Here is a 13,120-nt window from a genome sequence, read left to right as displayed (position 1 = left end):
CGCACAGGTATAGCGTAGACAGGTATGGTTCGAGCGACACTGAGGTCACGCTCTAGACCGGTGCGATGGCCAAAGATTCACTCGGCCGGCAGATTCACTGCCAGTCCTCTGTCCAACTGTAGACGGTCCGTGGAACACTGCCGTTCATTCCTGCAAATCCTTCTCTGTCGTTTTCCGAGCATTTCTATCGACCAGCGCCCTGCGGCGGCCAGTCCAACCCTGCTATCATCGGCGGCACTTTTTCGTTCACGCCTGCAATGAGTGAATCCATGAGCACCGACAAGACCAATCAGTCCTGGGGCGGCCGCTTCAGTGAGCCCGTCGACGCATTCGTCGCCCGTTTCACCGCCTCGGTCGATTTCGACAAGCGCCTGTACCGCCACGACATCATGGGTTCGATCGCCCATGCCACCATGCTGGCGCAGGTCGGCGTGCTCAGCGATGCCGAGCGCGACACCATCATCGATGGCCTGAAAACCATCCAGGGCGAGATCGAGGCCGGCACCTTCGACTGGCGCGTCGACCTCGAAGATGTGCACATGAACATCGAGGCACGCCTGACCGACCGTATCGGCATCACCGGCAAGAAGCTGCACACCGGCCGTAGCCGCAACGACCAGGTGGCCACCGACATTCGCCTTTGGCTGCGCGATGAAATCGACCTGATCCTGGCCGAAATCACCCGCCTGCAACAGGGCCTGCTGGAGCAGGCCGAGCGTGAAGCCGAAACCATCATGCCCGGTTTCACCCACCTGCAGACGGCCCAGCCGGTCACCTTCGGCCATCACCTGCTGGCCTGGTTCGAGATGCTCAGCCGCGACTATGAGCGCCTGGTCGACTGCCGCAAGCGTGCCAACCGCATGCCCCTGGGCAGCGCCGCGCTGGCAGGCACCACCTACCCGATCGACCGCGAACTCACCTGCAAGCTGCTGGGCTTCGAAGCCGTGGCCGGCAACTCGCTGGACGGCGTGTCGGACCGCGACTTCGCCATTGAATTCTGCGCCGCCGCCAGCGTGGCGATGATGCACCTGTCGCGCTTCTCCGAGGAGTTGGTGCTGTGGACCAGCGCGCAGTTCCAGTTCATCGACCTGCCAGACCGCTTCTGCACTGGCAGCTCGATCATGCCGCAGAAAAAGAACCCGGACGTGCCGGAACTGGTACGTGGCAAGAGCGGCCGCGTGTTTGGTGCCCTGACCGGCCTGCTGACCCTGATGAAAGGCCAGCCGCTGGCCTACAACAAGGACAACCAGGAAGACAAGGAACCGCTGTTCGACGCCGCCGACACCCTGCGCGACTCGCTGCGTGCCTTTGCCGACATGATCCCGGCAATCAAGCCCAAGCACGCCATCATGCGTGAAGCAGCCCTGCGCGGTTTCTCCACCGCCACCGACCTGGCCGACTACCTGGTACGCCGTGGCCTGCCGTTCCGTGACTGCCACGAGATCGTGGGTCATGCGGTGAAATATGGCGTGGACACCGGCAAGGACCTGGCCGAAATGAGCCTGGACGAACTGCGCCAGTTCAGCGACCAGATCGAGCAGGACGTGTTTGCCGTGCTGACCCTGGAAGGCTCGGTGAATGCCCGTAACCACATTGGTGGTACCGCGCCGGCGCAGGTGCATGCGGCCGTCGCCCGCGGCAAGGCGCTGCTGGCTTCGCGTTAAGGCCTCAAGGCGAGGGCTTTGCCCTCGATCGCCGGCAAGCCAGCTCCCACAGGTATAGCGTGACCCTCAAGGTAAGCACTGTAACTGTGGGAGCTGGCTTGCCGGCGATGGGCTGCGAAGCAGCCCTAGCTTTTAGCGTTTACCGCTGCGAATCATCTCCATGAAGGCCGGCATCGCCGCCTCCTTGTCCGCCACGATCCGCGCCATGTGCGGGTTGTCGCCCATCAGCTGCAGCAACGCCTTGGCCTGCGGGAAGTCTGCCAGGAAGTCGATGTTCAGCACCTTCTTGCCCACCGCGCAGGCCAGGTCGACCGAGAAGCAGAACATCAGGTCTGCCAGGGTCAGTTGCTCACCCGCCACATAGGGCGTGAAGCGGCCGTTGCGCTTGAGCGTGGCAAAACCGGCCAGCAGGTCGGCACGGGCTTTCTCCTTTATCAGTGGCTCGACCTGCATACCAAAGAAAGACTCGGCATAGCAGGTACGCGCCGGCAGCTCGATGTACAGCTCGATTTCCTTGAGCAGCTCGCGCACCTTGGCTTGCCCGAACGGGTCGGCCGGCAGCAGCGCCTTGCCGCCTTGAGTCTGCTCGATATAGTCGAGGATCACGCTTGTTTCGCTGAGGAAGCCGTGTTCGGTCTGCAGCACCGGGACCTTGCCTCGCGGGCTCACTTCCAGCGCCTGTGGCGCCTGGCCGCCATAGAAGGTGACTTCCTCGAAGGGCAGGCCTTTTTCCAGCAGGGCCAGCTTGACCATGTTGTAGTAGTTGCTGACCGAGAATCCATGAAGCTTGAGCATGAGGTAACAGCCTCCAGGCCGTAAGGGGTTGGCCCGGCATTTATAGACCGTACGCCCGCCCCTGACCAGCGTCATGCGCCCCGTCAATGCCCGGGCATTGCCGCCACGGGCGTGGCACACTGTGCCTCCACATCACAGGAGTACCGCCATGAGCGAGCCCACCGACATCGACAATGACGACGACGAAGCCTTCGCCGAGGCAACGCTGACCCAGGCCATCGAAAACCAGATAGAAAGCGGCGAGCCGCCAGCGGCCAAGGCCACCTTCAACAAGCTGACCCTGGTTGGCTATGAGCGTGAAGACATTCTCAACCTGATGGCCCACGTGCTGGCCTTTGAGATCGATAACATGCTTGTGGAGGACCGCGCGTTCAATGGCGAATGGTACGAGAATGCCCTGCGCGCGCTGCCGGAGCTGCCGCCTGAGATGGATCAAGGCGAGGACGAATAACCCGGCTACACTCGAAGATCAGGCACCGTAGAACGGTGCCGTCATCCTTGTCTGGAAGTCAGGAGTCGCCATGCCTTTTACCCCCGATCTGATCGCTGAACTGGAAGTACTTTCGCTGTTCAAGCACGACAGCAGCCAGGAAGGCATCAAGATTCACAAGAACGCTTCCCCCGCACTGGTAGCCGCCGCGCAGCGCCTGTATGAAAAGGGGCTGACCGATCAACCTGATGGCGGCTACCTGACCAGCCTGGGTCATGACGCTGTCGAAAGTGTCCAGTTGCTGCAAAACATCCTGAAGGCGCCACAGCCGGCTTGAATGGCGGTCTTGCTCAAACTTTGAAACTCGCGCGGTCCCTGTGGGAGCGGCTTTAGCCGCGAATACCGGCGAAGCCGGTGCCATACACCGCGCCGCTTGCTTCGCGGGTAAACCCGCTGCCACAGGGGGCCGCGCCAGCCTGTCAGGCGATCAGTTAGCCGCTGCCCTGCGCTTTTCCACCAGGCGCGAGCGCCCGTACAGGAACACGATGGCCAGCAAGGCCAGCGCCTGCGCCGAAAGCGAGTAGGCGTCAGCATGAATCCCCAGCCAGTCGAACTCGAAGAACGCCACCGGCCGTGTGCCAAGTACCCCGGCCTCTTGCAGTGCCTTCACGCCATGCCCGGCAAACACCACCGACAAGGCACATAGCAGCGCTGCGTTGATGCTGAAGAACAGCGACAGCGGCAGCTTGGCCGAACCACGCAGAATTACCCAGGCCAACCCCACCAGCAGCACAAGCGCCGTGGCACCGCCCGCCAGCACCGCCTGGTGCCCGGCTGGGCCGGCCTGCAGCCACAGGGTTTCGTAGAACAGGATCACTTCGAACAGTTCGCGGTAAACCGAGAAGAACGCCAGCACGGCAAAACCGAAACGTCCGCCACCACTGACCAGGCTGCTCTTGATGTAGTCCTGCCACGCGGCCGCATGGCGGCGGTCGTGCATCCACACGCCAAGCCACAGCACCATCACCGCAGCGAAAAGCGCCGTGCAACCTTCCAGCAGTTCGCGCTGAGCGCCACCAACGTCGATCACATAGGCTGCCAGGGCCCAGGTTGCAAAACCGGCCACCAGTGCCAACCCCCATCCGATGTTGACGCTGCGCACCGCCGACTGCTGGCCGGTATTGCGCAGGAAGGCCAGGATCGCCGCCAGCACCAGAATCGCCTCCAGGCCTTCGCGCAGCAGGATCAGCAAGCCGGATACAAAGCTCAGCGACCAGCTCAGGCCATCGCTGCCGAGCAGTTTGGAAGCCTGCTCGAGCTTGGCCTTGGCTTCGCTCAGGCGTTGCTCGGCCTGGGCCACGGGCATGCCGTCCTGCAGCGACTGACGATAGGCCATCAGCGATTTTTCGGTGTCCTTGCGCGCCTGGGTGTCGATATTGTCCAGCGAGCTTTCCACCAGTTCGAAGCCTTCCAGGTAGGCCGCTACTGACAGGTCATAAGCCTGGTCGTGATCACCTGCGCGGTAGGCCGCCAGGCTCTTGTCCAAGGTGCTCGCGGTGTACTCGAGCAATTGCGCCGGGCCACGTTTGACCTGTGGCGGTTGAGCGCGCTGGGCGCGAAACGCTTCTACGACCGCAGGGCCTTCGTTGGCGGCGACTTCGGCCGGGGTCTGGCGGGCCAAGTCGCCAATGTTCCAGGTCTTGTCGCCTTTGCCGGCTTCTGGCTTGGCGGTGAAGCTGGCGATGTAAGCGGCTACGTCCCAGCGCTGGCGGTCGTCCAACTGGTCGGCAAAGGACGGCATCTCGGTGCCATCGATGCCCAGGGCCAGGGTGTTGTAGAGGTCGAACAGGCTCAACTGGTCGAGGCGCGAGACATCGCGCAGGTTGGCGGGTGCAGGCTCAAGGCCCACGCCGGCCGGGCCATCGCCAGCGCCGGTGTCGCCGTGGCAGATCGAACAGTTTTGCGCGTACAACGAAGCGCCGCGGGCCGGGTCCGGGGTAATCACCGGAGCCTGGCTGACCTCATAGGCCACCGCCAGACGAGCGCCCAATTGGCGGGCCTGTTTGGCGACAGCCGGGCCGTCCTGACGCTGGTCGATGGCGTGGCGCAACGCCTGGATGCCTTGCTCCAGAGCAGCTTGCTCGGCGTTTGCAGGCAAGCTTTTGACCAGCTCGGCCAATACCGCGCTGAACTCTTGCTGCTCGCGGTATTCGCCATCGTCGATGACCTTGCCGTCTTGTACGGTCGGCGGGTAGTCGGCGCCAATGTAGTCCAGCAGGTGCAGGGCCTTGGTGGCCTCGGCGGAGGCCTCGGCCTGCGCCAAGGTGCTGCACAGCGCCAGCACCGGGCCGAGCAATATAACCGGCAGCCAGGCAAGCAGACGGGAACGGGTTTTCATGGCCAGTCTCGAAGGGAATGCGAAAGAGAACATTGTTCACTTCCACTTAGCTTCGCTCAAGGGTGCCGGGCGGATTTCATGAAAAATCTTGCTACAAATCAGATGAAGAGGGGGAATGCGCTGAACCTGTGGGAGATTCTGTCTTGTGTTGCCTGCCCACAGGTATTGCACATGGCTTGAGGGAGATGCGCTCGTGGTGGGAGCAACTGTCTTGCTCAATTTCTAAAGGCTGCGCCGATGTCACTGGAAACACCGGGTACCAATTGATTGGTTATTCGCAGATCCATAGCCACTAGCCTGAGGAGCAAACCATCAGGAGACAGGGAACATGGATCGCCCCCACTCAGTTCAGTTACGGCTTGGCCGTTTTTCGGAAACCAGTCGATTGTATCTGCTTACCAGCACAACCCTTGACCGGGCCCCAATATTCAATGACTTTCACTCGGCCCGCTTGCTGGTTGCCGAGTTGCGCCAGGCTGAAGAGGAAGGTGCCGTAAGATCGCTGGCCTGGGTGGTGATGCCTGATCACTTTCATTGGCTGGTCGAGCTTGGACCGGGCAGCCTGAAGCGCTTGATGCGCAGGGTGAAATCTCGCAGCACCATGATGATCAACAGGTATCAAGGGCGAAGCGGCCAGCTCTGGCAGAAGGGATTTCATGACCGAGCATTGCGCCGGGAGGAGAATGTGCAGGCGGTGGCGCGGTACATTGTCATGAATCCGAAGCGGGCAGGATTGGTCGCGAGGGTGGGGGATTATCCGCATTGGGATGCAATTTGGCTTTGATGGGGCTTTGCCTGTCAGGGCCCTATCGCCGGCAAGCCAGCTCCCACAGGGTCCGCACCAACTACGAGGCACGTACAAGCCGGCTACCACAGGTGCACCACAGGCCTCAAAAGCGGTGGAGTACCTGTGGGAGCTGGCTTGCCGGCGATTTGGCATCAAGGCTTGGCGGTGCCCTTCCAACCCCCACCCAACGCCAGGAACACACCAATCTGCCCCTGAGCCACTTGGCTATTGGCCGCTGCCAGCTGCGCGCGCATGTCGGTGTAGGTGCGCGTCGCCTGCAGGTCGGCCAGGAACGATTCACGCCCAGCCTGGTAATAGCGGTGCGTCTGGTCCGCTGCTTCCTTGGCCGATTTCTCAGCCTCGGCCAGCGCGTCACGTCGGTCCAACAGGGCGCTGTACTGCGCCAGGCGGGTCTGGGTCTCGCGAATTGCGTTCAGCACTACCCCATCAAAATTCGCCAAGGCTGCCTGAGTCGAGGCTTCGGCCATGCGAATGCGGGCGCGGGTGCCGTTGGTGGGGATGGTCCAGCTGATCTGCGGGCCGAAGCCCCAGCGGTTGGTCGACGGCTCACCAAGGTTCTCGAGGATACCAATCGTACCAACCTGGGCGCCGATGCTGATGTCAGGGTACAGAGCGCCGGTGGCCACGCCAATGTAGGCGGTGGCGGCGGCCAGCTGCCGTTCGGCCTGGCGCACGTCGGGACGGCGCTTGAGCAGCGCCGCGCCATCGCCAACAGGGAGCAGCTGGTTCAGGTGCGGCAGCTCGGCACAATCGGCAGTGCCGGCAGGTAGCTGGTCAACCGGTTTGGCCAACAAAGCGGCCAGGGTGTACAGGCCGGTCTCGCGCTCGGCCTTGAAGCGTGGCAGCTCTGCGCGCAAGGATTTGAACTGGGTCTGCGAGCGGGTGACCTGGGTTTCATCGCCGCGCCCGGCATCACGCAGGCGCTGGTTGAGCTTCACGCTTTGCTCCTGCAGATCGAGCGACTCGCGGGCAATGTGGTATTCCTCGTTGGCCGAGCACACCTGGGTGTAAGCCTTGACCACATCCGCCACCAGGGTGATGCGGGCAGTATCGGCGGCGGCCTGCACTGCGTCGGCATTCGCCTTGGCCGCCTCGGTGCCACGCTTGAAGGTACCCCACAGGTCGAACTGGTACGAGGCACTGATGATAGCCTCGCCGATGTTGGCCACCGGCACTTTCTCTGGCAGCAGGAACGCCTCGCCCGACTCCTGCAGGCGTTGGGCGCCAAGTTTGACGCCACCGTTGAAGCCACCTTGCGACTCAGCCACTTCGACCTGGGCGCGTGCCTTGGCAATATTTGCGGCAGCCACGCGCAGTTCGGTGTTGGCACTCAGCGCCTGGTGCACCAGCTCGTTCAGCCGTTGATCCTGGTACAGCTGCCACCAGTCCTCGGGCACCGGTGCCGACACCACGCTGTCGGCATCCTGGCGCAGCGGGCCGTTGAGGTCGCTGCGTTGCACCGCCGCGTCCTTCGGCAGTTCATAGTCGGGGCCGACCATCATGCAGGCCCCCAACGACAGGCACAGCCCCGCCAGGATCAGCTGTTTCATGGGCGCTGGCCCTCGATGATCGACACCGTGGCGGTTCGCCCGGCAATCATGCGGAAGTCTTGCGGCACCTCATCAAAGGCGATGCGCACCGGAATACGCTGGGCCAGGCGCACCCAGCTGAATGCCGGGTTGACGTTGGGCAACAGGTTGGCACCACTGCTGCGGTCGCGGTCTTCGATGCCGGCGGCGAAGCTTTGCACATGACCACGCAGGCGGGTGTTGTCGCCCATGACACGAATGTCGACGGCATCGCCGATGTGGATACCGCCAAGCTTGGTTTCCTCGAAGTAGCCGTCGACGTGGTACGAGGCGCTGTCGACCACCGACAGCACCGGGCGGCCGGCTGTGACGAATTCGTGATTACGCGGTGCTCGGTCGTTCAGGTAACCGTCCACCGGGCTGCGTACCACCGAGCGGTCGAGGTTGAGCTGGGCGGTATCGACGGCCACCTGCGCTTCGCTGACGGCGGAACGGGCACGGGCCTCGCGAGACTGGCTTTCTTCCAGCTGCTCGGCGGCCACCAGGTTGCCCAGCTTGCGGTTGCGCTGCGCTTCGCGAGTAGCCTGGGCCAGGGTTTCCTGGCGTTCGCCGAGGGTCGCCTTGGCCTGGCGCAGGGCCAGGGTGAAACGGTCCTGATCGATGGTGAACAGCACATCGCCGCGCTTGACGGTCTGGTTGTCACGCACCTCGACCTTCTGGATCAGCCCGGAGACGTCCGGGGCGATCTGGATCACGTCGGCGCGGATGTGGCCGTCGCGAGTCCAGGGGGCGAACATGTAATACACCACCATCTGCCACACGAGCACGGCGGCGAAGGTCACTACCAGCAAGGTCAGGACCACACGGCCCAAGGTCAGCAAAGGTTTTTTCATGGCAGCATCAGGTTTCGGCAAAAGTGGTCTACCGCGCCAAGCAGCACGGCATACAGGGCAACGTTGAACAACGCCCGGTGCCAGACCAGGCGGTAGAAATGCAGGCGCACCAGCACCGCGTGCACCCCGAGAAACAGCAGGTAGGTGCCAAACATCATCACCAGCAGCGTGGGCAGGAATACCCCGCTGATATCCAGTTCACCAATCACAGGGGTGCTCCGTCGAGGCCGGGGGGCAGTTGCGGTTGTTCGGCTGGTTCGAGCATCACTTCCACGCCCGGCAGCAGCGCCAGGCGCAGACCGCTAAGTGCGTGCAGCAGGTGGGTACGGGCATCGCCGCGCTCGTACAGCTCATCCAGGTTCAGCGCCAGGCGCGCGCGCTCCATGTTGCGCAGCAGTGCGGCCGGGGCGTGCAGGCGCTCGCCGGCGCGCAGGCAGGCGGCATAGTGCGCGCCGACTTCCTCGACTACCGTGTTCAGGCGCTCGCGAGCCTGCTGCCCGGCACGCGGCATATAGGCCAGCAGGTCGAGCAGGTTCAACCCCACGCGCAGGTCGCGCAGTGCTACGCCGCTGTCCTGGCCGGTTTGCGACAGACGCGGCAGATGCTGCATCAGGCGGTCGAGCATCTGCACGCCGACCTGGCGGTGCTCGGCCAAGGTGGCCGGCTCGGTCATTTCGACGATGTCGCGCCAGGCGAAGCGGGTCATGCGCTTGGCTGCCAGCTCCACGCCGAACGGGCGCATCACCAAGGTCCAGATGAAGGCGAACAGCAGCCCCACGGGGCCGGCGAGGTTGGAATTGAGGAAGGTGAAGAAGTCAGCATCGTAGGCGCCCTGGATGCTGATGAAGGTCGAAGTGTTGACGATGGTCAGCAAGGTACCCAGGTAGAAGCGCGGCTGCACGGTCAGGGTGCCGACGCAGATGAACGGCACGGCGAAGGCCAGCACCAGCATCGGGAAATCGTGCAGGTTGGGCAGCACCAGGAACAGGTACAGGCTGGAGAAAATGACCGACATCAGCGTCCAGAAGAAGAACTTGTAGATCTGCGGTGCCGGGTCGTCCATGGCGGCAAAGAAGCTGCACGACACGGCGGCGAGGATCACGGCGCTGGCGCCGTCGTTCCAGCCCAGACCAATCCACAGGCCGCAGGCGACAATGATCGCCAGCACGGTGGAGGCCACGGAATACAGCATCAGGCCACGGTCGAAGAACGCCGTCAGACGACCCAGGCGCCAGTGGCGGTACACCGCGCGCCAGGGTTTGGAATCGTCGCTGCGCAGGGCATGTTGCAGGCTGCAGCAGTCCTGCCACAGGTCGGCCCATTCGGTCAGGCGATACAGGGCGTTGGACAGCAGCAGTTCGGCACGCTGGTCGAGGGCAGCGGCGCCGGGCTGCAGGCGCTCGATCTGTTCGTGCAGGGCGGCCCAGCGGGCGATGGAGGCGCTGTCGACGGTACCCTTGAGCCATTCGCGGGCGGCATCGAGCAACGGTTGCAACTGGGCAAACTGTGCCGGGGCGCGGCCTTCGAGGGCGACCAAGGCGTCGTCGAGGGCATCGATCACGGGCAGCAGGTGGATCATCCGCCCGCGCAACTCGCGTGCGTTTTTCAGGGTGTGCGGACCGGCACCTTCATGGCCGAGCTGGCCGATCATCAGCTCCAGCGAGTTGAAGGTGGCGACCATCCCCCCGCGCATGCCGCCAACCTGGTCTGCGCTGGCCTGGCGGGCCAGGTAGGTGTCGCTGTAGCGGATCGCCTCGGTGAACCAGCTACCAGTGGCACCGACTACAACTGGCGCCAGCCGGCGTGGCCAGAAGATCGCTCCGACCACCGCCGCACAGACGATCCCCAGGCAGATTTCCTGGGCGCGGGAAGACGCCACGTCGAACACAGCAAGCGGGTTGTCGACCACCGCCAGGGCAATCATCGGCAAGGTGTAGCCAGCCAGCATCAGCACATAGTTGTTGGCGGTGCGCAGGTTCAGCGACAGAAACAGCAAGGTGCCGGTCCACAGGGCGATGGCGATGCTCAACAGCAACGGCGACTGCACCAGCGGTGGTACAAGGAAAATCGCCCCGCCAGCGCCGAGCAGTGTGCCTAAGGCACGGTACAGGGCCTTGGAGCTGGTGGGGCCAAGGAACGGGCTGGAGACGATGTACACCGTGGCCATGGCCCAATACGGGCGCGGCAACTGCATGAGCAGGGCGATGTACAGGGCGATCATGGAGGCGGCAAAGGTACGCACGCCATAGAACCAGTCGCGGGCCGGGGGCACCGAGCTGAAGAAACCGTTCATGCTGCCCCGCCTGTGTTGCCCAGGCCGGCGGCTTCGAAGGCAAGCAGCACGCGCAAGGCGGCTTCCAGGTCGGCCTGGTCGATGCCATGCAGCACCTCACGGCGCAGGCGCACCAGTTCGGCTTCGATGGATTCGGCCAGGGTGCGGCCTTCGGCGGTCAGGCTCAGGGCCTTGGCGCGGCGATCCAGCGGGTCTTCGCTGCGGCATACCAGGCCAGCCTTGCACAGTTGGTCGAGCAGACGCACCAGCGACGGGCTTTCCAAGCCGGAGGCCTGGGCCACGGCCACCTGATGCACACCGTCACCCAGGCGCACGATCATCAGCAACGGCGTGGCGCAGGCCTCGGAAATACCGTAACCGGTCAGCGCGGTATGGCAGATGCGCCGCCAATGGCGAGCGGCAACCACCACGCCACTGCTCACTTGCAGGCGCAGGAGATCAAGGGACATGAAAGGAACCAAGGATATTCATAGTTTGCTAACTATCAATATACGCCTGTGCCTCCCCCTGTCGTCAACCGTGGGGATGGATGAATTGTTTTTCATGCTGGGGCTTTGGTCCGCCTGTGCCGGCTTCATCGCGGGTAAACCCGCTCCCACAGGTGATGCATACGATTCAAGCCATGCGCGGTACCTGTGGGAGCGGGCGAGCCCGCGAAGGGCCCGGACAAGCAGCAGCGCATTCAGGGCTGTATCTGGTCTTCCAGCTTCATGGTCAAGGCCAATGTGCTGCCCATCTGCACCGCCCGGTCACGCCACTCCTGGTAGCGGCCCTCGTCACGGCTGCTGAAGTGCACCGCCAGCTCTTCTGCCGCCTGCACCACCCCCGCAGCTGCCGCCAGCTCAAGCCAGTACAGCGCGGCCTTTAAATCAGCCTCCACGTACAGCCCGTGCATCAACCGGTAACCCACCTCGAAACGGCAGCGTGCTTCGCCCTGCTCAGCCCCGCGCAGGAACCACTGGTAAGCCTGTATCAGGTCGACTTGCCATTGCAGGCCGCCATCACACACCTCTTCCTCGTACAGGTCACCCAGCGCGGCAGCAGCATGCAACATGCCCCGCTCGAATGCCTGCCGGTAGCACTCCGCCGCCTGTACATAGGAGGGGTCGATACCTTTGCCGAAGTAATGTTGCTGCCCTAGGTTGAACCACGCCGCGGCATTGCCTTGCAGGGCCGCCATGCGCAACAGGTGGCCGGCCAACACGGTGTCAGCACGCCAGTATTTGCCGTTGAGCCAGATCCAGCCAAGGTCGTTGAGCGCCGCCACGTTGCCTTGCAAGGCCTGGCGGCGCAGGTCGACGTACACCGCCTGCAAGTCGCTGGCTTCGTCCAGACGGGTGACAAGCAGCGAGCGTTGGCTGGGCAACCCTATCCCGGCAAACAGTCGCTGTCGCCTCCCGACAGCGGCCGGCGGGGCAATGACCCGCTCGGGCAGAAGGCGGGCAAGCAGCGAATGGATATTGCTGGCAGCAGACATGTTCATCCTCATTGAACGACACACAACCCCAACCTTCGGCTGTGATGAGGCGTGATTCTGCGTGACGTAACGTCAAAACCTGTCGCGAACGATTCGGCACCAGGCAACCAAATGCGACTTCCTTGATCTGAGCAGGCTGTGGCCAATTGCCATGACCCACGCCTGCCGCCATCCTATTGCGGCAAGCCTAGACAAGGACGTTATCTTTTGCCGTTCGCCACCACTCGCGCCACCCTCAGTCGGCAGTGGGCGCTGCTGCGCCAGCTGCCCAGCCGTTCCCCAGGCATTACCAGCGCCGAACTGGTCTGGCGCCTGCGTGACGTGGGCTTCACTGTCAGCAAACGCACTGTCGAGCGTGATCTCAACGAGCTGTCGCTGATATTTCCGCTGGAGCGCAATGACAAGAGCATCCCGTTTGGCTGGCACTGGTCGGCGAGCGCAGTGGGCGACTTGCGCGGCAATTTCGACTTGTTGACGCACCTGCGCGGCGATGCGCTGCAACCGGCTCGGGGTGAGGGGGTGGAGTTGGTGGCGCGGATCAGCGATACGCTGGCGCGGCAGTTGCGGGTTGCGCCGTTGAGTAGCGACATGCAGCTGACGGCGTTGGAGCACGGGCATCGGTTGCAGGCCACGGTTAGTGACGGCTGGCCACTGCGCTGGTGGCTGTTGAGCCATGGCGATGGGGTGGTGGTGGAGCAGCCGGGCGGCTTGCGGGAGGAGATCGGCAAGATCCTGAGCAATGCGGCGGCGCAGTACCAGAATTTTTAGCCTGTACCGGCCCTATCGCCGGCAAGCCATCTCCCACAGGTAATGCACAAGCCTTGAGAGCTGTG

At 63.3% G+C, this 13,120-nt stretch carries 13 protein-coding genes; 5 read left to right on the top strand and 8 right to left on the bottom strand.

The features are described from left to right. Positions 1-269: 269 nt before the first annotated feature. The gene (gene argH / locus CAF92_RS06740; protein ID WP_085599882.1) at positions 270-1,664 is read left to right on the top strand and encodes an argininosuccinate lyase; all 1,395 of its coding nucleotides are present in this window, start codon (positions 270-272) and stop codon (positions 1,662-1,664) included. Between the two features lie 132 nt (positions 1,665-1,796). On the opposite strand, the gene CAF92_RS06735 is transcribed toward argH, so the two are convergent. Then, positions 1,797-2,459 (bottom strand): glutathione S-transferase, encoded by a 663-nt coding sequence (locus CAF92_RS06735; RefSeq protein ID WP_046616432.1) that lies wholly within the window; start codon positions 2,457-2,459, stop codon positions 1,797-1,799. Between the two features lie 148 nt (positions 2,460-2,607). Between CAF92_RS06735 and CAF92_RS06730 the strand changes: the two genes are divergently transcribed. Then, positions 2,608-2,910, top strand: coding sequence for a hypothetical protein (locus tag CAF92_RS06730; RefSeq protein ID WP_046616433.1), 303 nt, complete (start codon positions 2,608-2,610; stop codon positions 2,908-2,910). 70 nt (positions 2,911-2,980) lie between these two features. Beyond that, on the top strand, positions 2,981-3,226 hold the full coding sequence (locus CAF92_RS06725) for a TIGR02647 family protein (RefSeq protein WP_046616434.1): 246 nt from the start codon (positions 2,981-2,983) through the stop codon (positions 3,224-3,226). A 150-nt stretch (positions 3,227-3,376) separates the two neighbouring features. Here the strand turns inward: CAF92_RS06725 and CAF92_RS06720 are convergent, their stop codons facing one another. Further along, on the bottom strand, positions 3,377-5,320 hold the full coding sequence (locus CAF92_RS06720; RefSeq protein WP_085599880.1) for an FTR1 family protein: 1,944 nt from the start codon (positions 5,318-5,320) through the stop codon (positions 3,377-3,379). Between the two features lie 295 nt (positions 5,321-5,615). Between CAF92_RS06720 and CAF92_RS06715 the strand changes: the two genes are divergently transcribed. Then, on the top strand, positions 5,616-6,071 hold the full coding sequence (locus tag CAF92_RS06715; protein WP_085599878.1) for a transposase: 456 nt from the start codon (positions 5,616-5,618) through the stop codon (positions 6,069-6,071). 155 nt (positions 6,072-6,226) lie between these two features. Here CAF92_RS06715 and CAF92_RS06710 read toward each other — a convergent pair whose 3' ends face one another. From CAF92_RS06710 to CAF92_RS06685, 6 genes are all read right to left on the bottom strand, one after another. After that, positions 6,227-7,645, bottom strand: a complete 1,419-nt coding sequence (locus tag CAF92_RS06710) for an efflux transporter outer membrane subunit (RefSeq protein WP_085599876.1) — start codon at positions 7,643-7,645, stop codon at positions 6,227-6,229. Beyond that, positions 7,642-8,517, bottom strand: coding sequence for an HlyD family secretion protein (locus tag CAF92_RS06705; protein ID WP_039614279.1), 876 nt, complete (start codon positions 8,515-8,517; stop codon positions 7,642-7,644). Before CAF92_RS06705 ends, CAF92_RS06710 begins: the two co-directional genes overlap by 4 nt. Continuing rightward, a complete protein-coding gene (locus tag CAF92_RS06700; RefSeq protein WP_003255905.1) occupies positions 8,514-8,726 on the bottom strand; it encodes a DUF1656 domain-containing protein in 213 nt (70 codons plus the stop codon). Before CAF92_RS06700 ends, CAF92_RS06705 begins: the two co-directional genes overlap by 4 nt. Then, on the bottom strand, positions 8,723-10,810 hold the full coding sequence (locus tag CAF92_RS06695) for an FUSC family protein (RefSeq protein ID WP_085599874.1): 2,088 nt from the start codon (positions 10,808-10,810) through the stop codon (positions 8,723-8,725). The genes CAF92_RS06700 and CAF92_RS06695 overlap by 4 nt, the downstream gene beginning before the upstream one ends. Continuing rightward, the gene (locus CAF92_RS06690; protein ID WP_085599872.1) at positions 10,807-11,259 is read right to left on the bottom strand and encodes a MarR family winged helix-turn-helix transcriptional regulator; all 453 of its coding nucleotides are present in this window, start codon (positions 11,257-11,259) and stop codon (positions 10,807-10,809) included. The genes CAF92_RS06695 and CAF92_RS06690 overlap by 4 nt, the downstream gene beginning before the upstream one ends. A 233-nt stretch (positions 11,260-11,492) precedes the next feature. Beyond that, the gene (locus CAF92_RS06685) at positions 11,493-12,287 is read right to left on the bottom strand and encodes a tetratricopeptide repeat protein (protein ID WP_046616440.1); all 795 of its coding nucleotides are present in this window, start codon (positions 12,285-12,287) and stop codon (positions 11,493-11,495) included. Between the two features lie 207 nt (positions 12,288-12,494). Here CAF92_RS06685 and CAF92_RS06680 point away from each other — a divergent pair, with 207 nt between their 5' ends. Beyond that, a complete protein-coding gene (locus tag CAF92_RS06680; protein WP_025337264.1) occupies positions 12,495-13,055 on the top strand; it encodes a WYL domain-containing protein in 561 nt (186 codons plus the stop codon). The last annotated feature ends 65 nt before the right edge of the window (positions 13,056-13,120 follow it).

Source organism: Pseudomonas sp. B10(2017), from assembly GCF_002113295.1.
GTDB classification, from domain to species: Bacteria; Pseudomonadota; Gammaproteobacteria; order Pseudomonadales; family Pseudomonadaceae; genus Aquipseudomonas; species Aquipseudomonas pudica.
This window is presented reverse-complemented; position numbering and strand designations above follow the sequence as displayed.

What these genes read in the sequence shown, in the direction of transcription:
- argH (WP_085599882.1), top strand. Translation starts at nt 270, where the DNA reads ATGAGCACCGACAAGACCAATCAGTCCTGGGGCGGCCGCTTCAGTGAG.
- CAF92_RS06735 (WP_046616432.1), bottom strand. Translation starts at nt 2,459, where the DNA reads ATGCTCAAGCTTCATGGATTCTCGGTCAGCAACTACTACAACATGGTC.
- CAF92_RS06730 (WP_046616433.1), top strand. Translation starts at nt 2,608, where the DNA reads ATGAGCGAGCCCACCGACATCGACAATGACGACGACGAAGCCTTCGCC.
- CAF92_RS06725 (WP_046616434.1), top strand. Translation starts at nt 2,981, where the DNA reads ATGCCTTTTACCCCCGATCTGATCGCTGAACTGGAAGTACTTTCGCTG.
- CAF92_RS06720 (WP_085599880.1), bottom strand. Translation starts at nt 5,320, where the DNA reads ATGTTCTCTTTCGCATTCCCTTCGAGACTGGCCATGAAAACCCGTTCC.
- CAF92_RS06715 (WP_085599878.1), top strand. Translation starts at nt 5,616, where the DNA reads ATGGATCGCCCCCACTCAGTTCAGTTACGGCTTGGCCGTTTTTCGGAA.
- CAF92_RS06710 (WP_085599876.1), bottom strand. Translation starts at nt 7,645, where the DNA reads ATGAAACAGCTGATCCTGGCGGGGCTGTGCCTGTCGTTGGGGGCCTGC.
- CAF92_RS06705 (WP_039614279.1), bottom strand. Translation starts at nt 8,517, where the DNA reads ATGAAAAAACCTTTGCTGACCTTGGGCCGTGTGGTCCTGACCTTGCTG.
- CAF92_RS06695 (WP_085599874.1), bottom strand. Translation starts at nt 10,810, where the DNA reads ATGAACGGTTTCTTCAGCTCGGTGCCCCCGGCCCGCGACTGGTTCTAT.
- CAF92_RS06690 (WP_085599872.1), bottom strand. Translation starts at nt 11,259, where the DNA reads ATGTCCCTTGATCTCCTGCGCCTGCAAGTGAGCAGTGGCGTGGTGGTT.
- CAF92_RS06685 (WP_046616440.1), bottom strand. Translation starts at nt 12,287, where the DNA reads ATGTCTGCTGCCAGCAATATCCATTCGCTGCTTGCCCGCCTTCTGCCC.